The sequence below is a fragment of the Isoptericola sp. NPDC058082 genome (genome assembly GCF_042885055.1).
Lineage (GTDB): Bacteria > Actinomycetota > Actinomycetes > Actinomycetales > Cellulomonadaceae > Isoptericola.
The window spans coordinates 148,609-168,477 of the sequence record NZ_JBHVSQ010000002.1; the positions used below are offsets into that span (position 1 = coordinate 148,609).

Annotated in this window: 15 protein-coding genes; 9 read left to right on the forward strand and 6 right to left on the reverse strand. The window is 74.3% G+C overall.

Features of this window, described 5'->3' with window-relative positions; genetic code table 11:
• Nucleotides 1-48 precede the first annotated feature (48 nt).
• Both ACFVS0_RS03650 and ACFVS0_RS03655 read left to right on the forward strand, forming a co-directional pair.
• Complete coding sequence (locus ACFVS0_RS03650; protein WP_430587194.1) at nucleotides 49-4,668, forward strand: FtsK/SpoIIIE domain-containing protein; 4,620 nt, start codon at nucleotides 49-51, stop codon at nucleotides 4,666-4,668.
• A 264-nt stretch (nucleotides 4,669-4,932) separates the two neighbouring features.
• On the forward strand, nucleotides 4,933-5,181 hold the full coding sequence (locus tag ACFVS0_RS03655; protein ID WP_166849954.1) for a WhiB family transcriptional regulator: 249 nt from the start codon (nucleotides 4,933-4,935) through the stop codon (nucleotides 5,179-5,181).
• Nucleotides 5,182-5,290: 109 nt separating this feature from the next.
• Here ACFVS0_RS03655 and ACFVS0_RS03660 read toward each other — a convergent pair whose 3' ends face one another.
• Nucleotides 5,291-6,769 (reverse strand): sensor histidine kinase, encoded by a 1,479-nt coding sequence (locus tag ACFVS0_RS03660; RefSeq protein WP_430587341.1) that lies wholly within the window; start codon nucleotides 6,767-6,769, stop codon nucleotides 5,291-5,293.
• A gap of 63 nt (nucleotides 6,770-6,832) precedes the next feature.
• Here ACFVS0_RS03660 and ACFVS0_RS03665 point away from each other — a divergent pair, with 63 nt between their 5' ends.
• From ACFVS0_RS03665 to ACFVS0_RS03695, 7 genes are all read left to right on the forward strand, one after another.
• A complete protein-coding gene (locus tag ACFVS0_RS03665) occupies nucleotides 6,833-7,354 on the forward strand; it encodes a DUF2505 domain-containing protein (protein WP_430548910.1) in 522 nt (173 codons plus the stop codon).
• Nucleotides 7,355-7,562: 208 nt separating this feature from the next.
• A complete protein-coding gene (locus ACFVS0_RS03670; protein WP_430548909.1) occupies nucleotides 7,563-8,888 on the forward strand; it encodes an ABC transporter substrate-binding protein in 1,326 nt (441 codons plus the stop codon).
• 110 nt (nucleotides 8,889-8,998) lie between these two features.
• Nucleotides 8,999-10,144 (forward strand): carbohydrate ABC transporter permease, encoded by a 1,146-nt coding sequence (locus tag ACFVS0_RS03675; protein WP_430584674.1) that lies wholly within the window; start codon nucleotides 8,999-9,001, stop codon nucleotides 10,142-10,144.
• On the forward strand, nucleotides 10,141-11,064 hold the full coding sequence (locus ACFVS0_RS03680) for a carbohydrate ABC transporter permease (protein ID WP_430565062.1): 924 nt from the start codon (nucleotides 10,141-10,143) through the stop codon (nucleotides 11,062-11,064). The genes ACFVS0_RS03675 and ACFVS0_RS03680 overlap by 4 nt, the downstream gene beginning before the upstream one ends.
• Nucleotides 11,065-11,154: 90 nt before the next feature.
• A complete protein-coding gene (locus ACFVS0_RS03685) occupies nucleotides 11,155-12,711 on the forward strand; it encodes a glycoside hydrolase family 1 protein (protein ID WP_430587195.1) in 1,557 nt (518 codons plus the stop codon).
• Between the two features lie 15 nt (nucleotides 12,712-12,726).
• A complete protein-coding gene (locus ACFVS0_RS03690) occupies nucleotides 12,727-13,731 on the forward strand; it encodes a LacI family DNA-binding transcriptional regulator (protein ID WP_430549036.1) in 1,005 nt (334 codons plus the stop codon).
• Nucleotides 13,732-13,751: 20 nt separating this feature from the next.
• Nucleotides 13,752-14,213 carry a YdeI/OmpD-associated family protein gene (locus tag ACFVS0_RS03695; RefSeq protein WP_430548905.1) on the forward strand — a complete coding sequence of 154 codons (462 nt, stop codon included), beginning with the start codon at nucleotides 13,752-13,754 and terminating at the stop codon, nucleotides 14,211-14,213.
• 81 nt (nucleotides 14,214-14,294) lie between these two features.
• Here the strand turns inward: ACFVS0_RS03695 and ACFVS0_RS03700 are convergent, their stop codons facing one another.
• From ACFVS0_RS03700 to ACFVS0_RS03720, 5 genes are all read right to left on the reverse strand, one after another.
• Complete coding sequence (locus ACFVS0_RS03700; protein ID WP_430548904.1) at nucleotides 14,295-15,914, reverse strand: APC family permease; 1,620 nt, start codon at nucleotides 15,912-15,914, stop codon at nucleotides 14,295-14,297.
• Nucleotides 15,915-16,123: 209 nt separating this feature from the next.
• Complete coding sequence (locus ACFVS0_RS03705; protein WP_430587196.1) at nucleotides 16,124-17,167, reverse strand: 1-acyl-sn-glycerol-3-phosphate acyltransferase; 1,044 nt, start codon at nucleotides 17,165-17,167, stop codon at nucleotides 16,124-16,126.
• The gene (locus ACFVS0_RS03710; RefSeq protein ID WP_430587197.1) at nucleotides 17,164-18,033 is read right to left on the reverse strand and encodes a patatin-like phospholipase family protein; all 870 of its coding nucleotides are present in this window, start codon (nucleotides 18,031-18,033) and stop codon (nucleotides 17,164-17,166) included. Before ACFVS0_RS03710 ends, ACFVS0_RS03705 begins: the two co-directional genes overlap by 4 nt.
• A 68-nt stretch (nucleotides 18,034-18,101) precedes the next feature.
• On the reverse strand, nucleotides 18,102-19,103 hold the full coding sequence (locus tag ACFVS0_RS03715; protein ID WP_430587198.1) for a hypothetical protein: 1,002 nt from the start codon (nucleotides 19,101-19,103) through the stop codon (nucleotides 18,102-18,104).
• Nucleotides 19,097-19,678 carry a hypothetical protein gene (locus tag ACFVS0_RS03720; RefSeq protein WP_430587199.1) on the reverse strand — a complete coding sequence of 194 codons (582 nt, stop codon included), beginning with the start codon at nucleotides 19,676-19,678 and terminating at the stop codon, nucleotides 19,097-19,099. Before ACFVS0_RS03720 ends, ACFVS0_RS03715 begins: the two co-directional genes overlap by 7 nt.
• Nucleotides 19,679-19,869: the final 191 nt, after the last annotated feature.

Below are 19,869 nucleotides of genomic sequence, written 5' to 3' on the forward strand. Positions count from 1 at the left end.
TCCACAGGCCGTCCGCGACGGCCGTCCCGGGCGGGCACCCTGGAGGTCATGTCGACCTCCGCGGTGCCCGCCCTCGTCGTCCCCGCGCCCGGCCTCCGCCGGGGGCGGGCGGGCGACGTCCGCGTCACCGTGCGCCCGGGAGAGGACGTGCTCCTGCCCGCGGGGCTGCCGTTCGGCGCGTGCCGGGCCGGGCTCGCCGACCTGCTGCGCCGGCCCGAACTGCGGCACGTCCCGGTGCGCGCCGGCGGCGTCCTCGTGTCCGACGACGACGTCGTCGGGCACCGCCCGCTCCTGCCCGGGGCCGTCGTCGCCCTGCGCGACGACACCGCCCGCCCGGCGGCCGCGATCCTCGACGGGCCGTGGCTCGCCGCCCGCGCCGACGGCCCCGCCGCCGGGGCGACCGTCGCCCTCTCACCGGGCACGTCGACGGCACTGCCCGACGACGCGGGCCCGCCTCCCGAGCACGGCGTCGTGGTGCGCGCGGACCCTCGGCGGCCGGACCGTGTCACGGTGCGGCGCACCCGTCGCGGCACGGGCAGCACGGTGTCCCCGGGCGCGAGGAGCGGTACGCCACCGTCCGGCGACGGGCGTGCCCGCGGGCCGCGCCCGACCGCGCGGCTCGTCCGCGGGACGGGCCCGGCGCGACGGCGTCCGCGGGCGGTGGGGCGTCGGCCGCGCCGCTGGCGCCCCGGCGGCGTGCTCGAGGTGACCGGACCGCACGGGACGCGCTCGTGGACGCTGCACCGCTCGGGCACCGTGGCGGCCTGGCTCGACGCCACCCCCGGCCGTGCCGAGGCCGCCGAGGGCGCGTCGCCGTCCGGGCCCGGCGCCGGGATGCTCGCCACCGCGGCGCTGCCCGTCGTGGGCTCGCTGGTCCTCGCCGCGGTGCTGCGGCAGCCGGCCTACGCGCTGTTCTCCCTGCTCGGAGTCGCGACCCTCGTGCCCCAGCTCCTCGCCGCGCGGCGGCGGCGCCGCGGCGGTGCCGGCGCGTCGTCCGCCCCGGGCGGCCCGGCCGCCGACCACGTGCCCGGTGGAGCGCCGGAGCCCGGTGCGGCGCCGCCCCGCGTCGTGGGCGAGGCCCCCGGTCCCCTGCTCGCCCGGCTGGTCGCGGCCCACCAGGCGTCCGACGGCGCGTGGGACGACGCGTGCGCGCGGGCCGCGTCCCGGGCCCGCGCCGGTGGCCCCCTCGCGGGGACGACGCCCGGGGGCGCCGGCGCTGGGACCTCCGGTCGTGGACGCCGGGCGGGAGGGGTGGCGGCCGGTGCGCTCGCCCGGCTGGTCCCCGACGGCTCGGTCGCCGTGGTGGGGCCGCGCGCGGAGGTGCTCGCGGCCGCGCGGTCGGTGGTCGCCGAGCTCGCCGCGGCGGGCGCGTCGGTGGAGGTCGTCGGGGCGCTCGACGCCTGGTCGTGGTGCCGCTGGCTGCCGACCGCCGGCCCGCCCCTGCTCGTCGTCGACGTGCCCGACGTGTCCGACCTCGCCGCGGTCACCGGGCGACCCGACGACGTGCTCGCGCGAGGCGGCGCCGTGCTGCTGTGCCTGCCCGACGGGGCGCCCGTGCCGTCGTGGTGCCGCACGACGTGGCGGGTGCGCGCGGGCAGGGTCCGGAGGGCCGCGCCCGACGGCTCGGCCACGGCCGGCCCGCTCGTCGGCGTCGACCCGGCCTGGGCGGAGCAGGCCGCGCGGCTCGTCGCCGGCCTGGCGGGACTGCGACGGTCGCTGGGCGCGCTGGACTCGGCGGACGGTCACGACGAGGTGGTCGGGCCCGGCGACGACGGCGACCCGACCGACCCGCGGCTCCCGGCCGCCGTCCCGCTGGTCGACCTGTTCGAGGGCCGGCCCGACCCCGGCCCCGCCTGGGACACCGCCGCCGGCTGGGCCGTGCCGCTCGGGCGTGACGCCCGCGGCCGCCCCGTGACCTTCGACCTGGTGGCGGACGGCCCCCACCTGCTGGTCGCCGGCACGACGGGAGCGGGCAAGTCCGAGCTGCTGCAGTCGCTCGTGCTGGGGCTCGCGGCGCGGCGGTCCCCGCGCGACGTCGCGCTCGCGCTCGTCGACTTCAAGGGCGGCGCGTCGTTCGGCGCGTGCGGGCGGCTGCCGCACGTCGTCGGCCAGGTCACGGACCTCGACCCCGGGCTCGCGGGACGCGCCCTGGCCGGTCTGCGGGCGGAGCTGCGCCGGCGTGAGCACGTCCTCGCCCGGCACGGGGTCGCGGACCTCGCCGCCCTGCCCCCGGGGCTGCCCGACGCCCCGCCGCGGCTGGTCGTGGTGGTGGACGAGTTCCGCGCCCTCGCCGACGACCTGCCGGACTTCCTGCCCGGCCTGCTGCGCGTGGCGGCGCAGGGGCGCTCCCTGGGCGTGCACCTCGTGCTCGCGACGCAACGGCCCGCGGGCGCCGTGAGCGCCGACGTGCGGGCCAACGTCTCGGCGCGGCTCGCGCTGCGGGTCGTGGACACCGCGGACTCGCTCGACGTGGTCGAGACGCCCGCGGCCGCCCGGATCCTGCCGGGCACGCCGGGGCGCGCCGTCCTGCGCCGCGGGGCCGAACCCCCGGTGGCGCTCCAGTGCGCCCTCGCCGCGGGGCACCCCACGACGCCCGAGGGCCGGGTGCGCCACGCCCCGGCCTGGGGGACGCCGCCCGCGGCCGCACCGCCGGGGCCGGACCCGCACGAGCGCCTCGCTGAGACCGGCGCGCGGTCGTGCCGCGTCGGCACGCTCGTCGACGCCTGCGTGGACGCCGCCGCCGCGCGCGGACTCCGCCCGGGCGCCCCGCCGTGGCTGCCCCCGCTGCCCGGCCGCGTCCGGGCGCGGGACCTCCCCGAGGTCGACGACGACTCCGCCGGCCTCCGCCTCGCGCTCGGCGACGACCCCGACCGCCAGCGCCGTACCGTCGTGCGCTGGGACCCGGACACGGGGCACCTGGGCGTCGTGGGACGGGCGCGCTCGGGCAGGACGACGACGCTCCTGACGCTGGCGGGGGCGGCGCTGGACGAGGGCTGGCACGTGCACGTGCTGGCACCGGCCGCCGCGCTCCCCCGGTACACCGCCCTCACGGGGCACCCGGGCCTCGGTACCCTCGCCGGCCCCGCGTCGCCCCGGCGCGCGGCACGGCTGCTGCGCCTGCTAGCGGCGGACGCGGTGCCCGCACGGCCGCGGACGCTCGTCGTGGTCGACGGCGTCGAGGAGCTGCGCACCGCGCTCGCCGGGCCGGACCCGTGGGACCCGCTGGTGCGCGCGCTGGCCGCCGTCGGCGTCGCGTTCGCGCTCGCGTCCGACGCCGCGACCCTCGGCGGGCTCGCCGCGCGGGTCGGGCCGCGGCTGGTGCTGCTCGGCAGCGAGGCGCACGCCGACGTGCTCCTCGGCGCGCCGTCGGGCCTGGCCGGGCGCGGCGGGCTCGCGGGTCGCGCCGCGTGGCTCACGCGCGAGCCGGTCCTGTGCCAGGTCCTGCTGCCGGGCGAACCGTCCGTCCCGGACGCCGGTCCCGGCGGCCGCACGGAACGCGCGACCCCTGCGCCGCTGCGGGTCCGGCCGTTGCCCACGACGGTCGAGGAGGCCGATCTGGCCCCGGCGCCCGGGCGCGGGCCCCGCCACCGCGCCGCCGACCCGCCCGACGGCGGCGCGCTCCTCGTCCCGGTCGGGATCGGGGGCGACGCGGCAGCCCCGGTCGCACTCGACGTCGCGCAGGGAGCCCTCGTCACCGGACCGCGCGCCAGCGGCCGCACGACCGTCCTGCGCCTCGTCGTCCGGCGGCTGGCGGCGGCGGGACGGCTGGCCGGCGTGGTCTCGCGGGACACCGCACTGCGCCGCGACGCCGGCGACGCGCCGGCCGTGGCGCCGTCGCCGGCGTCCTTGCCCGGACTCCTCGACGGGCTTCAGGACGGGCTGACGGGCCGCGCGACCGGCGAAGGGCTCGTCGACCACGCCGCCGTCACGCACCGGGGTCACGACGTGCTCGTGGTGGACGACCTCGACGTCCTCGCCCAGCAGCACCCGCTCGAGGCGGAACGGATCGCCGCGCTGACCGACGGCACCGGCCTCGCGCTCGTGGCGGCGGCGAGCTCGACGGGGACGGCGCTGGCGCACCGGGGCGCCCTCGCCGAGCTCCGCGCGCGGCGCACCGGGGTGGTGCTGCACCCGGGCGAGCGCGGGGCGGACGACCTGTGGGGCGTCCCGCTCGCGGACGCCGTCGACCCCGGACCGGCTCGCGCGGGGCACGGCGCGCTCGTGGAGGCGGGGCGGGTACGGGTGGTGCAGGTGGCCAGGCCGGCGGACGCGGACCCGGCCCCGGCGGTCTCAGCCGGACGTCGACTCGACGACCCGGCGCGACATCACCGCGACGAGCACCGCGGCGGCGACGAGCAGCAGGCCGAGGCCGGCGAGCACCGCCCAGAGCACGCCCGCGGTGAGCAGGCTGACGCCGACGAGGCCCTGCATGATCTGCCACACCACGATGGGCGCCCGGCCGCCGTGACGCCCCGCCCACAGGGCTCGGCTGGACCCGACGAGCAGCCACGCGAGCCCGAGGAAGAAGAGCACGAGGAACACGCTCACGGCTACGCTGTGAGAGGCGCCGCGGACGAGCTCGACCCCGACCAGCAGGGCCCCGCCCACGAGGAGGACGGCCTCGATCACGACTCCCGCGGCGACGACCTTCAGGCCCGGCGGGCGTGAGCCCTCCGGGACACCGTCGGCGTCGGACGAGGGGGTGACAGAAGCGCGCATGACACGTCAGAATACGTGCGACCTGCGGTTTCACGACAGTGTGATGAAGCACTCACGCTTCACGCAGGAGAAACTTTCACGTAACCCCTTGTGCGGCGCTTCACGAGGTGTGACGCTGGACGGCAGATCAACCCCCACCCACCGGACCCGGTTTGGCGCGCCCTCGCGCGCGCCCCTCTGACGGACCAGGTCCCCCTGCACCGAGGAGATGACATGGACTGGCGCCACAAGGCCGCCTGCCTCGACGAGGACCCTGAGCTCTTCTTCCCCATCGGCAACACCGGCCCCGCCCTCCTGCAGATCGAGGAGGCCAAGGCCGTGTGCCGTCGCTGCGACGTCGTCGACACGTGCCTGAAGTGGGCCATCGAGTCCGGCCAGGACGCCGGCGTCTGGGGCGGCATGAGCGAGGACGAGCGCCGCGCGCTCAAGCGCCGTACCGCCCGCGCCCGCCGCGCCGGCTGAGCACCTCCGCGAGACGGAGAAGGCTCCCCGCGAGAGGGGGCGGACCGCAGGCCTGCGGTCCGCCCCCTTTCTCGTGCGGGGAGCCTTCTGCGTCTCGCGCGGAGCTTCTCTATCGCGGCGCCTGGCCGTCGCGCAGCTCCAGCTCCAGCACCACCTGGGTGCCGCCGCCCTCGCGCGCCTCCCAGTCGATGGTGCCGCCCAGCTCGTTCGTCACGAGCGTCTGCACGATCTGCGACCCCAGGCCGCTGCGCGACGCGCGGCCGAGGCTCGCGATGCCCTCCGGCATCCCCACGCCGTCGTCGGCGACGACCACGCGCATCGAGGCCCCGTCGCGCTGCACGTCGATCTCGACGTTGCCCGACTCCCGGCCGGGGAAGCCGTGCTCGACGGCGTTGGTGACGAGCTCGGTGAGCACGAGCGCGAGCGGGGTCGCGTCCTGGGCGGGCACCATCCCGAACGACCCGGACTGGCGGGTGCGCACCTGCGTGCGCGTCGAGGCGACGTCGGCGGCGAGCCGCAGCGCGCGGCTCAGCATGCCGTCGAGCTCCACGTTCTCGTCGAGGGTCTGCGACAGGGACTCGTGCACCATCGAGATGGTCGCGACCCGGCGCATCGCCTCCTCCAGCGCGGCCCGTGCCTCGGGCACGTCCATCCGGCGGGCCTGCAGCCGCAGCAGCGCGGCCACGGTGGCGAGGTTGTTCTTCACGCGGTGATGGATCTCGCGGATGGTCGCGTCCTTGGTCATCAGCTCGCGCTCACGACGGCGCAGCTCGGACACGTCGCGGCACAGCAGGACCGCGCCGATGCGCTGGCCGTGGTCCGTGAGCGGCAGGGCGCGCAGGGACAGCGCCACGCCCTTGGCCTCGATGTCGGTGCGCCACGGCGCGCGGCCCATGACGACCAGCGGCAGCGACTCGTCCACCGTGTCCTGGTACTGCACGATGTCGGCGGTCACCTCGACCAGCGACTGCCCGACGAGCGGCCCGATGACCCCGAGCCGGTGGAAGCAGGACAGCGCGTTCGGGCTGGCGTAGAGCACCTCGCCCTCGGAGTTGAGGCGGATCAGCCCGTCGCCGACGCGCGGTGCGCCGCGGCGGGGCCCGGTGGCGGCGTTGGTCGCGGGGTACTCGCCGCGCGCGATCATCGCGAGGATGTCGTCGGCCGACTCCACGTAGTTGAGCTCGAGCCGGCTGGGCGTGCGGCCGGACCCCAGGTTGGTCTGCCGCGCGACGACGGCGATCGGCCGCCCGTCGTGCACCACCGGCACCGCCTCCTCGCGGACGGCGTAGGCGCCGAACCAGCGCGGCTCGCGGGAGCGCTGCGCGCGCACCTCCGTCATGGCGGCCGCGAGCTGCGGACGCTGCCCGTCGGGCGCGAACGACCCGACGATGTCGTCGTAGTGCACGGTCGCCCCGGTGGACGGGCGGCACTGGGCGAGCGCGACGAAGCCGCCGTCGGACGTGGGGAGCCACAGCACCAGGTCGGCGAAGGCGAGGTCGGACACGAGCTGCCAGTCGCCCACGAGGAGGTGCAGCCACTCGCCGTCTTCCTCGGAGAGGTCGGCGTTCTGGGCGATGAGGTCACTCATGGCGGACACGCCCACCAGCCTACGGGCGCTCTCCCCCCGCCCCCGCCTCGGTAGGGTGACCTCGTGCACCTGACCGTGGAGCTGACCTACGCGGCGGACGCGGACGCCGTCGTCGCGATGCTCGCCGACGAGGCGTTCATCCGCTGGCGGGCGCTGCGCGGCCCCGGCGGCCGCGTCGAGCAGGCGGACGTGACCGGCAGCCCGGCCGACGGCTTCACCATCGCGGTGCGGCGCACCCTGCCCACGGACCTCATCCCCGCGCAGGTGCGACCGTTCGTCGGCGACCACCTCGAGGTGCGCCAGGCGGAGGTGTGGGAGGCCCCCTCCGGCGGTCTGCGCACCGGGACCATCGCCGTCGAGATCGCCGGGGCACCCGTGCGGGTGACCGGGACGGTGCGCCTCGAGTCGACGGCGGACGGCGGCACGCGCCAGGTGTACGACGGCGAGGTCCGCGCGACGGTTCCCCTGTTCGGCGCCGCGGTGGCCGAGGCCGCCGCCCGGGCGGTCCGCTCGACCCTCGAGGCCGAGGGCGCGGCCGGTCAGGAGTGGCTCGCGGCGTCGACCGGACCGGGTGAAGACGGGTAACGATCCGGACACGCGCTCGGCGCGCAGGCCCCTGACCTGCACAGACGCCGCGCGCTCCGTCACAGAACGGCATCGACGCCCTCAGCGGGCTTGACTTTCGTCGCCACCGACGGCCAGCATCATCACCTGGCCGTGGGAGCGCTACCACCATGGAGGTGGGAGCGCTACCAAACCTCCGTCTTTGCCCGACCCAGACAAGGGAGTCACCGTGCTCAGCAGCACCCGACCCACCCGCCGAACCCGTCGCGTCGTCGCGGCGACCGCCGGCGTCGCGACCCTCGCCCTCGCCCTGACCGCCTGCGGCGGCTCGGACGACGGCGACGACGCGGCCTCCGGTGACGAGAAGATCACCCTGACCGTCGCCACCTTCAACCAGTTCGGGTACACCGACGAGCTCCTCGCCTCGTACACCGAGGACCACCCGAACGTCACGGTCAAGCAGGTCACCGCCGCGACGTCCGAGGACGCGCGCAACAACCTCACGACCAAGCTCGCCGCCGGCGGCGAGGGCCTCGCCGACATCGAGGGCATCGAGGTCGACTGGCTGCCCGAGCTGATGCAGTTCCCCGACCTGTTCGAGGACCTGGGCGACCCGGCCCTCGACGGCCGGTGGGTGGACTGGAAGGTCCAGCAGGCCACGACGCCCGACGGCAAGCTCATCGGCTACGGCACGGACATCGGCCCCGAGGCCATCTGCTACCGCGCCGACCTCTTCGAGAAGGCCGGCCTGCCGACCGACCGCGAGGAGGTCGCCGACCTTCTCGGTGGCGCGGACGCCACGTGGGAGGACTACTTCGAGGCCGGCAAGAAGTTCGTCGCCAAGTCGGACTCGGCCTGGTTCGACGGCGCGGTGCCGACGTACCAGGGCATGGTGAACCAGCTCGAGGGCGCCTACGAGGACCCGGCGACGGGTGACCCCAAGGACCTCAAGACCAACCAGGAGATCAAGGACCTGTACGACCAGGTCCTGACCGCGTCCGTGGACGACGACCTGTCCGCCGGCCTCGAGCAGTGGGGCGACGACTGGGTCGCCGGCTTCCAGAACAACGCCTGGGCCACCATGCTCTGCCCGCCGTGGATGACCGCGTCGATCGAGCAGAACGCCGGCGGCGTCGAGGGCTGGGACGTCGCGGACGTCTTCCCGGGCGGCGGCGGCAACTGGGGCGGCTCGTTCCTCACCGTCCCCTCCTCCGGCGACAACGCCGCAGCGGCCAAGGAGCTCGCTGCCTGGCTGACCTCGCCCGAGGTCCAGACCCAGGCGTACGAGAACGCCAACACGTTCCCGTCGCAGCTCGACGCCCAGGCGTCCGACGCCGTGCAGGACTCGACGAACGACTTCTTCAACGACGCCCCGGTCGGCCCGATCTTCTCGGCCCGCGCCCAGGCGATCGAGGGTGCCCCGTTCAAGGGCAAGAACTACTTCGCGATCCACACGGCCGTGCAGAACGCGCTCAACCGCGTGGACCTCAACGGTGACGACGCGGAGAAGAGCTGGCAGGGCGCCCTCGACGAGTACGCCTCGCTCGGGCTCTGACCCCCTGACCAGTCCCTGACCCCCGCCGCACCGCCGGGCGGGCCCGCCGAGACACGCTCTCGGCGGGCCCGCCCGGCGGCCGGCGGACCGGCGAGCACAGGAAGCAGCAGATGGCCGTCCTCTCCCCCACCCAGCCCACGCACCGACGAGGTGCGACCGGGCCACGTCCTCCCCGACGCGTCGGTTTCACCCAGCGCCTCGGCCGCTGGGACGTGAAGGTCTCCCCGTACCTGTACATCTCGCCGTTCTTCCTGCTGTTCGCGCTCACCGGCCTGTTCCCGCTCGGGTACACGCTGTTCGTGTCGCTGTACGACTGGAACCTGCTCGGCGGCCAGGGCGAGTTCACGGGGCTGGAGAACTACGCCGCCGTCCTGGCGCAGCCCCTGTTCTGGAAGTCCCTGGTCAACACGTTCTCGATCTTCGTCTTCTCGAGCATCCCGCAGGTGATCCTCGCGATCACGATCGCGGCACTGCTCGACCAGAACCTGCGCGCCGCCACCTTCTGGCGCATGGGCGTGCTGATCCCCTACGTCGTCGCGCCGGTCGCGGTCTCCATGATCTTCGGACGGCTGTTCGCCGACGACTACGGCCTCATCAACGAGCTGCTCGGGTTCGTCGGCGTCGACCCGATCGGCTGGCACACCGACCGCGTCGCCAGCCACGTCGCCATCGCCAGCATGGTGAACTTCCGCTGGACCGGCTACAACGCGCTCATCTTCCTCGCCGCCATGCAGGCCGTGCCCCGCGAGCTCTACGAGGCGGCTGTCATCGACGGCGCGGGCCGCGCGCGGCAGTTCTTCTCCATCACCGTGCCGCAGATCCGCGCCACGATCATCTTCGTCGTCATCACGTCGACCATCGGTGGCCTGCAGATCTTCGACGAGGTCCGCATGTTCGACCCGAAGGGCCTCGGCGGACCGGACCAGGACTGGATGACCACCGTCGTCTACCTGTACGACGTCGCGTGGGGCAACCAGAAGAACCTCGGCCGCGCGTCGGCGGTCGCGCTGCTGCTCTTCCTGCTGATCATCGTCATCGGCATGGTCAACTTCCTCATCACGCAGCGGATCGCGACCTCCGGCCCGAAGAAGGAGAAGGTGGGCCGCCGGCACACCCGTCGCCTCGCGGCGGACGCCCGGGTCGCGCAGGCGACCGGTGCGACCGCCCCCGCGGGCGGGGGCGCGAACCAGGGGCCCCCGCGACCGCCCACCTTCCCCCCGACCACCTCGACCACCGACCGGGAGGACCGCCGATGAGCTCCGTCGCCGTCACCGCCCAGACCGCCGGCCGGGGCGCCGCCCGCGCGGCCACCAAGCGCCGGAACCGCGGCTCGCGGGCCACCCGCAGCGCACAGCGCCGTCCCGGCTGGGTCACCTACGCCCTGCTCGGGGTCACGCTGCTGATCTCGATCTTCCCGCTGTACTTCACGCTGCTGCTCGGGTCGTCCGACCCGGTCACGATCGCGAAGAACGCGGTGCCGCAGTGGCTGCCCGACACGAGCCTGTTCCAGCAGTTCGCCACCGTGATCGAGTCCACCCGGATCAACTTCTGGAAGGCCCTCACCAACTCGGTGATCGTCTCCGTGCTCACCTCGCTGTCGGTGGTGCTGTTCTCCACGCTCGCCGGCTACTCGTTCGCCAAGCTGCGCTTCCGCGGTCGTGGCCCCCTGCTGGTCTTCGTCATCGCCACGATGGCCGTGCCCACCCAGCTCGGCGTCATCCCGATGTACATCCTCATGACGGACCTGGGCTGGATCGGCAAGCTGCAGGCCGTCATCGTGCCCGCCCTCGTCACCGCGTTCGGCGTCTTCTGGATGACGCAGTACCTGTCCGAGGCGCTGCCCTACGAGCTCATCGAGGCGGCCCGCGTGGACGGCGCGTCCATGATCCGCACGTTCTGGTCCGTGGCCCTGCCGGCCGCGCGACCCGCCGCCGCGATGCTCGGCCTGTTCACGTTCGTCCAGCAGTGGACCAACTTCTTCTGGCCGTCCATCGTGCTGAACAGCGAGAACCCGACCCTGCCGTTGGTGGTGCAGTCGCTGCAGGCCAACTTCTTCGTCGACTACTCGCTCGTGATGGCCGGCATCTTCCTCGTGACGCTGCCGCTGCTGGTGATCTTCGCCTTCGTCGGCAAGCAGCTGGTCGCGGGCATCATGGCCGGCGCCGTCAAGGGCTGACCCGCCGGCGCCCCCGCCTGACGTCACGCCCACGCAGCCGCACCGTCGTGCGGCTGCGTGGGCCCACCACCGATGGAAAGATCCGAATTCATGACCCTCCCCACCCCCGGCGCCCGCCGGGCGGCCCCCGGCACGACCGTGCCGTTCACGCCCAGCACCCCCCTCACGAGCTCCCCGCACGCGACCGGGGCGGTCACGTTCCCCGACGGCTTCCTCTGGGGCACCGCCACGGCCGCCTTCCAGATCGAGGGCGCGTCCACCGAGGGCGGCCGCGAGGACTCGGTCTGGGACGCGTTCTGCCGCATCCCCGGCGCCGTGGTGAACGGCGACGACGGGTCCGTGGCCGACGACCACTACCACCGCTACCGCGAGGACGTGGCGCTCATGCGGCGCCTGAACCTCGACGCGTACCGGTTCTCGACGTCGTGGGCCCGGGTGGTCCCGGACGGCAAGACGATCAACCAGGAGGGCCTGGACTTCTACTCGCGCCTCGTCGACGAGCTGCTCGCCGCCGACGTGCTGCCCTGGCTGACGCTGTACCACTGGGACCTGCCGCAGGCGCTGGAGGAGCTGGGCGGCTGGCCGAACCGGGACACCGCGGCCCGCTTCGTCGACTACGCCGTGACGATGCACGAAGCCCTGGGCGACCGGGTGAAGGTCTGGACGACGCTCAACGAGCCGTGGTGCTCCGCGTTCCTCGGCTACACCGCGGGCGCGCACGCCCCCGGTCGCAAGTCCCCGGCGGACGGCCTCGCCGCGGCCCACCACCTCATGCTCGCCCACGGCGGTGCCGTCCGGGCGCTGCGCGGGCGCGACCCGGAGGCCGTGCTCGGCCTCACGCTCAACTTCACCGTCTCCGACCCCGTCGACCCGACGGACCCGGCGGACGTCGACGTCGCGCGCCGCGACGACGGCATGTTCAACCGCTTCTTCCTCGACCCGATCCTGCGCGGCGCCTACCCGCAGGACCTGCTCGACGACGTCGCGCACCTCGGGTTCGCCGACGTCGTGCGCGAGGGCGACCTCGACGTGATCTCCACGCCGATCGACGTGCTCGGCGTGAACTACTACAACGGCGGCGCCGTCTCCGCCCGACCCCAGGGCGCCGCGGGCGAGACGCCCGCGGGCACGGCCGACCCCGGCGGCGAGCGCGTCGACGCCGCGGTGTGGGAGACCCGCTCCCCCAACCCGGTGCCCGACGGCATCTACCACCACAGCCGCGGCCTGCCGCTCACCGACATGGGCTGGGAGGTGCAGCCGGAGGGCCTCACCCGCCTGCTGACGCGGCTGCAGCGCGACTACACCGGCCCCCGTGGCACCTCGATGTACGTCACCGAGAACGGCGCCGCGTACCCCGACGTCGTGCAGGCCGACGGCCGCGTCGACGACCCGGACCGCCTCGCGTTCGTCGACCTGCACCTGCGCGCCGTCCGTGACGCGATCGACGCCGGCGTCGACGTGCGCGGCTACTTCGCCTGGTCGCTGCTGGACAACTTCGAGTGGGCCCTCGGCTACTCCAAGCGCTTCGGCCTGGTGCACGTCGACTACGAGACGCAGGAGCGCACCGTGAAGTCCTCCGGACACTGGTACGGCGAGGTCGCCCGCACGGGCGTCGTGCCGGCACGCGACGGCGCGGACGCAGAGTAGTCTCCGGACGTGGTCATCGAGCATGCCAGCCCGACGCTGGACGACGTCGCCAGGGCCGCGGGGGTCTCGCGGTCCACGGCCTCGCGCGCCATCAACGGCGGTGACCGGGTGTCGCCCGAGGCGCAGACCGCCGTCGACGACGCCGTCGCCCGGCTCGGGTACGCCCCGAACCGGGCGGCCCGCTCGCTGGTCACCCGTCGCACCGACTCGATCGCCCTCGTGGTGCCCGAGCCCGACGCCCGCATCCTCACCGACCCGTTCCTCGCGGGCGTGCTGCGCGGCGTCAGCGAGGGGCTGACCGGCACGGAGCTGCAGCTCGTGCTGCTGCTCGCCCGGCCGGGCGAGCCGCCGGGCCACATCGCGCGCTACCTGCGGTCGGGGCACGTGGACGGCGTCATCGTGGCGTCGCACCACCGGGAGGACCAGCTCGAGTCCGAGCTGATGCGCTCGCACCTGCCGTCGGTGTTCGTGGGCCGGCCGTTCGACACCGAGTCCCTGCACTTCGTCGACGTGGACAACGCCTCGGGCGGGCGCACCGCCACGCAGCGCCTCGTGGACCGCGGCTGCACCCGGGTCGCCACCATCACCGGCCCGCTCGACATGACCGCGGCCGTCGACCGTCACGACGCCTGGCAGCACACGCTCGAGGACGCCGGGCTGCCGGCCACCGCCGTCGAGAACGGCGACTTCACCGTGGCGGGCGGCGCGGCCGCGATGGAGCGGATCCTGGCACGGCACCCCGACGTCGACGGCGTGTTCGCCGCGTCGGACCTCATGGCCACGGGCGCGCTCCAGGTGCTGCGCGAGTCCGGCCGGCGGGTGCCCGACGACGTCGCCCTGGTGGGGTTCGACGCCCTCGGCGCCGAGCGGACGACGCCGCGACTGACGACCGTGCTGCAGCCCGTCGTCGAGATGGTCACGGCCGCGACCGCGACCCTGCTCGACGTCCTCGGCGGGGCCGACGTGCCCGCCGAGCCCCAGATCTTCGTGCCGCGCCTCGTCGAGGGCGAGTCGGCCTGACCGTCGCTACGGTCGTGCCCATGAGCGACGCGCCCGCGGTCCAGACCTTCACCACCACCCTGCTCGCGACCGGCGGCAACAACGTCGGGCTGCCCGTGCCGGACACCGTCGTCGCGGCGTTCGGGCGCGGCCGGCGGGTCCCGGTCGTCGTGACGGTCGACGGCGGCTACACCTACCGCACCACCGTGTCGTCGATGGGCGGGCGCTTCCTGGTCTCGTTCAACGCCGAGACCCGCGCGGCCACCGGCCGCGGCGCCGGCGACGAGGTCGAGGTGCGGCTCGAGGTCGACGACGCGCCCCGCACGGTCGAGGTGCCGCCCGCCCTGGCGTCCGCGCTCGCCGCCGACCCCGCGGCCACCGCCGCCTGGGGCAAGCTGTCGCCGAGCAGGCAGAAGGCGCACGCCCTCAGCGTGGACGGCGCCAGGACCGACGAGACCCGGGACCGCCGTGTCGCGAAGGTGCTGGAGTCGCTCGCCGGCTGAGAGGCCTCCCGTCCCGGCGCGTACGACGGCGGCCCGCCAGAGTGCTCTGGCGGGCCGCCGTGGTGTGCCGGGCGCGAACGGTCAGTCGCGCCGCGGGGTGTCGTCGTCCACACCGATGGCCGTCTGCAGGGCCTCGCGGTAGTCGGCGGCGAGCTGCGACGGGTTCTTGCCCAGCTGCGAGTTGCGGTAGCCGTACAGGAAGTAGATCGCGAAGCCGAGCGCGAGCCACACCAGGAACCGCAGCCACGTCTCGACGTCCAGCTGCAGCATGAGCCACAGGCACAGCACGCCCGAGACGATCGGCAGCACCGGCGACCACGGCACCTTGAAGTGGTCGGCCTTGACCTCCCCGCCGCCGGCCTTGAGCTGGCGACGACGCAGGATCGGGATGCCGAAGCTCACCAGCACGAAGGCCGACAGGGTGCCGATGTTCACCATGTTGCCGAGCACGTCGACGGAGAAGAAGCAGGTGACGACGACCAGGAGCACGGCGGTGCCGACCTGGATCGTCACGGGGGTGCCGCGCTTCTCCGACGTCTTCGACATGCCGCGGGGCAGCAGGCCGTCACGGCTCATCGCGAAGACGATGCGGGTGAGGCCGAGCATGAGCACCATGACCACGGTGGTGAGGCCGACGAGGATGCCCACCGTGATGACCTGGGTGGCCCAGGTCGGGGCGTTCTCCTGCAGCTGGAACGCGGTGATGATCGTCGCGGACGCGCCGCCGTCGGGGGTGGCGTCGCGCAGCTGCTGCGGGGTGGCCATGCCGGAGAGCGCGATCGACACGGCGATGTAGAGGCCGGTGCAGATGGCGAGGCCGCCGAGGATGCCGCGGGGGACGTTCCGCCGCGGGTTCTTGGTCTCCTCCGCCGCGGTGGCGACGACGTCGAAACCGATGAACGCGAAGAACACGGTGCCGGCACCCGCGAGGATGCCCATCACGCCGCCCACGGAGAGCTCGGCGCCGGCCATCCAGGAGAAGAGGGTCTGCGTCATCGTGGTGTTGTGCGTCGTGGACTCGCCGAACGACTCCGGGCTCGGCACGAACGGGCTGAGGTTGGACGCGCTGAAGAACGCGAAGCCGACCACGATGATGAGCAGCACGATCGCGACCTTGATGGCCGTGAGGACGCCGGTGACACGCGTCGAGAGCTTGGTGCCGACGGCGAGCAGCGTCGCGAGCACGACGATGAGGATCGCGGTGCCCCAGTCGAAGGAGACGCCGCCGAGGCTCACGGTGTTGTGGATGCCGGAGGCGACGCCCTCGGAGTCGACGCCGCCGAGGCCGAAGACGTTGAGGAAGTTGTCGAAGTAGAGGCCCCACGCCTTCGCCACGACGGACGCGGCGAAGAACATCTCCAGGATGAGGTCCCAGCCGATGATCCACGCGAGCAGCTCGCCCATCGACGCGTACGAGAACGTGTACGCGGAGCCCGCCACCGGCATGTACGACGCGAACTCGGCGTAGCACAACGCCGCCAGGGCGCACACGACGCCGGCGATGACGAACGAGATCACGACCGACGGGCCGGTCTGCGTGGCCGACACCTGCGCGGCCTTCGAGAAGATTCCGGCGCCGATCACCACCGAGATGCCGAGGACCATGAGGTCCCAGGCGCCGAGGGTCCGCTTGAGCTGGCGCTGGGGCTCGTCGGACGCCGCGATCGTGGCTTCGATCGAGCGCCTCCGCATGAGCTGCATCGTTGAGGCTCCTTACTGGAGTGGTCTGTACCACCGGGTCTCGGCGGCCGGGAGACCTTACACCGCCCGGCTGCCTCCGTGAACGGGGTGTTCAGCGCTGCTCGCCTTGTCACCACCATCCCCCAGTCGGCCGCTCCCGGCGCGCAGAACGGCGTGCGTGGCGTCGTCGGCCCGGAAGAGGCGCGGGGCGACGGGCGCCACCACGACGGTCACGGCCTGGCGGCGTCGAGGTCCGCGGAGCGTGCGGTGATCCAGGCGTCCACGCGCTCCCACTGCTCGAAGAGCCACAGCTCCCGGCCCTCGACGTCGGCAGGGAGGTCGCCGACGCGCACCAGGGTGCCGCCGAGCACGATCGTCTTGTCCATCGGCAGCTCGCGCCAGATGTCCTTGACCGTGACGAGACGGTCCAGGCCCGTGTGCGCGACGACCAGCACGGCGGCGTCGGGCGCGACGGCGTCGAGCGCGGACAGGAAACCGCCCGCGTGCGGCACCATGACGTGCGGCATGCGCTCGGCCCGGTCGGCGAGGGCGTCCTTGCCGTGGGCACGGAGCGCGTCGATCCGCTGCGCGCGGCGCCGGGGCGTCACGTTGCCCCCCTCGGGGAACAGCACGAGGGCGTCGCCGGGCCCCAGGTCGGCCGAGATGCGCGTGATGGTCTCCGCGGCGCCGGGCTGCCCCGATCTCCGCCGCGCGACGGGCGTGACGAAGGCCGCGGGCAGCCGGCCCAGGAGCACGTCGATCGCCGGGTCCCACTGGAGCGTGTCCTTGAGGACGATGGCGGGCGCGCGGTGGGCGCGACCGAGGAGGACGTCGACCAGGATGAACGAGTCCCCCGGACCGGCGTGCCGGCTGAGCACGAGGACGGGGACGTCGGGCAGCCTCGCCCCCTTCTCGACCTCGACGACGATGGTCAGCCGCAGCGTCCACCGCACCTGCCAGAAGAGGACGGCCAGCGCGGCCCGCGCCACGGCGACGTGCGCCCGCTGCACCCAGGGGCGGTGCATCGCCAGCCCGAACCCGGACGCCACCCACAGCCCGAACAGCACCACCAGCGCGGCGGCGTCCCACAGCACGTAGAACGACAGCATCCACAGCAGGCGCACCACCCGCAGCCGGCCCGGCAGCAGCCAGGTCAGCGCGGCGCCGACGACCAGGGCGAGCATGATCGACGTCGGCACCAGGAGCACCGCCAGCAGCACCACGAGCGGCGCCAGCACGACCCGCCGGACCCAGCGGGGCGGGGGCGCGATCACGGCTGCCCTGCCGCGTCCGGGGGCGTCGGCCCCGGTGCGGGTCCCGGCGGCGCTGCCGCGAGGTAGTCCCGCGCGGCGGCGTACGACTGGGCGATGCGTGACGCGGTGGAGTCCATGCGCCGGAACGCGCCGAGCTTCTCGTCCCCCGGCAGCGCGCCGCCGGTCGGCAGCACGTGCACGGTCGCGACCCGGCGGGCCTCCTCCAGCTCCCGGAAGTAGCGGTGCCGCCGCGCGATCTCGAAGCTCACGCGCGCGACGTCTGACGGCTTGGACGGCACCGTGAGGGGCTCCTCGACCCGCCCCACCTGCAGCACGTAGACCGTGGTCGCGCCGCGGCGCACGGCCTCGCCGAGCGGGATGGAGTTCACCATGCCGCCATCCACGTAGTGCTCGCCGCCGATCTCGGTGGGCGGCAGCGCGCCCGGCACCGACGCCGAGGCGAGCACCGCCTCGACCAGCGGCCCGGAGTCGAACCAGTGCTCCGACGCACGCTCGATGCTCGCCGCGGCGACCACGAGGGGCACCGTCAGGTCCTCGAAGGTGGTGAGCTCCCCCAGGGTGCCCGCGATGAGCCGGCGCAGCGCGGCCGGGTCGTACAGGTGCGTGCGGGACTTGGCGAGGCGGCCGAGCTGTCGGTACCAGGCCTCGCCGTAGACCTCGTTCGCCGTCGGGGACGCCCACGCGGCACCGAGGCGGTCGACGACGGCGATGCTCGGGTCGGCGGCGACCGCGGCGCCGTTGATCGCGCCGATCGACGTGCCGACCACGAGGCCGGGCGTCACCCCCGCCTCGAACAGCGCCTGCAGCATGCCCACCTGGACCGCCCCGCGCACCCCGCCGCCGCCGAGCACGAACGCCACTGTCATGGCCGCGATCGTGCCACGACGTCGCACCGAAGGCATCGGGACGGCGTCAGCGCCGCACCACGGTCGCGCTACTGGACGAGGACCTGCGCCTCGCCGATGGCGAGGGTCGACTCGCGCGTCTGGGCGGGCACGTCGATCTTGCCGTCCAGGCCGCCGCCATCCCACTCCGCGGTCCAGTACGCCGTCCCCGTCACCGTGATGTTCCCGGAGCGCCGGTTCTCGGCCCCGTCGAACCCGCACGTCGGGGACGGGCGGGCGTCGCTGCTCACGGCCTCCGACCAGGGGGTGCCCGGCGCGCGGGAGCCCGCGCAGGTGGTCGTGGCGTAGACCTCGCCGGTGTCGTCGTCGGTCAGCGTCCACACGATGCGGTCCAGCTGTCCCTCGACGGTGACGGTGAGCCCGCCGTCCGTCTCGGACTCCGTGATGGGGCCGGTCGTGTTCGCCGCCGGGTTCGCCACCCAGAGCCAGACCGGCATCCCGACGATCCCGATCGCGGCCCCGTCCACCTCCGTCGTCGGCGGTGTCGAGCCGATCTCGCCCATCGTCAGCTGCATGCGGGCGAACGCGCGTTCCGCCAGCTCCAGCGGCGACGGACCGACCTCCGTCGGCGGCGGGTCCTCCTGCCACAGCCGGAACGGGGCGCAGAGATAGGTGTAGCCCTCGACGTCGTCCAGGCACTCGTCCTCCGGCGGCACGCAGGCGACGATGTAGCCCTCGGTCTTGCCGTCCCAGATCTTGTCGTCCTTCGGGGGCTGCGGGTTGGCCAGCGCCATGTAGCAACCACGCTCGCTGTTGTAGACGGCCTTGCCCTTCTTGCACGGGATGACGTGCGAGCCGTACTTGCACTCGCGGACGGAGCCGTCCCCGCCTCCGCCGCCGGGGTCCGAGCCGTCGTCGCCGTCCTCGCCCGGGCAGGTCACCTCGCCGCCGACGTTGCCCTCGTTGTCGGCGCCTCCCTCACCCGTGCAGGGTGCGGCGACCGCGGGGGCAGGGGTCGCGACCGACGGTGCGACTGCCACCCCGGTGAACAGCATCAGCACGGCGACGACCCGTGCGACCTGCCTCAGCACGACTGCTCCGTATCGGCCTCGCGGCTGTCGATGCCCCATCGGTCCTCCCCGCGCGCGCTCATCGTGTAGACGACCGTGAACCGTTCCGGCACCCCCTCGGCCCGGGGGACCTTCGCCCCGTCCTTGTCGAGGGTCGTGACGCCGGAGGTGTCGTTGCAGACCTCGAGGGTCACCCGCTCGTCGCCCGGCGAGTCCCCGCCCGGGTCGAAGTCGGAGGCCTCCACGTCCGTGAAGGTCGCGGCGCCCTCGGTCTTCCAGCCGTCGGCGACGCGCTGCTCGTACGTCGTCCGCTGGGCCTGCCACTGCTCGTCGTCGGTCCAGAAGCCCTGCATCATCTGCCAGCTCGCGAAGCCGTCGTTGCCGACCTTCGCACCGAGGTCGTAGAAGTCCTGCAGCGTCTGCTCGGCGGCCTCGACAGCCTGCTGCTCGGCCGCGTCCACGGTGGGCGAGGGTCTCGGGCTGGCCGGCAGGACGGCGGCGGGTTCGTCGGCCTCCGGCGAGCAGGCCCCGAGGACACCGACAGCCACGACGAGCGCGCCGGCCACGAGGGCAGCGCGCGTCCGGGTCTGGTGCATGGGGATCCTCGGCTCGGGTGCCGCTCGATGCGCGCGGACACGTCGTGGGGGTGTGTCGCGCGCCAGGATAGCGCGCGAGCCCGCCGCGGGACGGAGGTGGTTCTCCTCCCTCGGGCTACCCCACGGGGTTCGTGGGGGGCGGGCCAGCATGGACAGCTCCCACCATGAGCGAGGTGTTGCCCTCACCCATC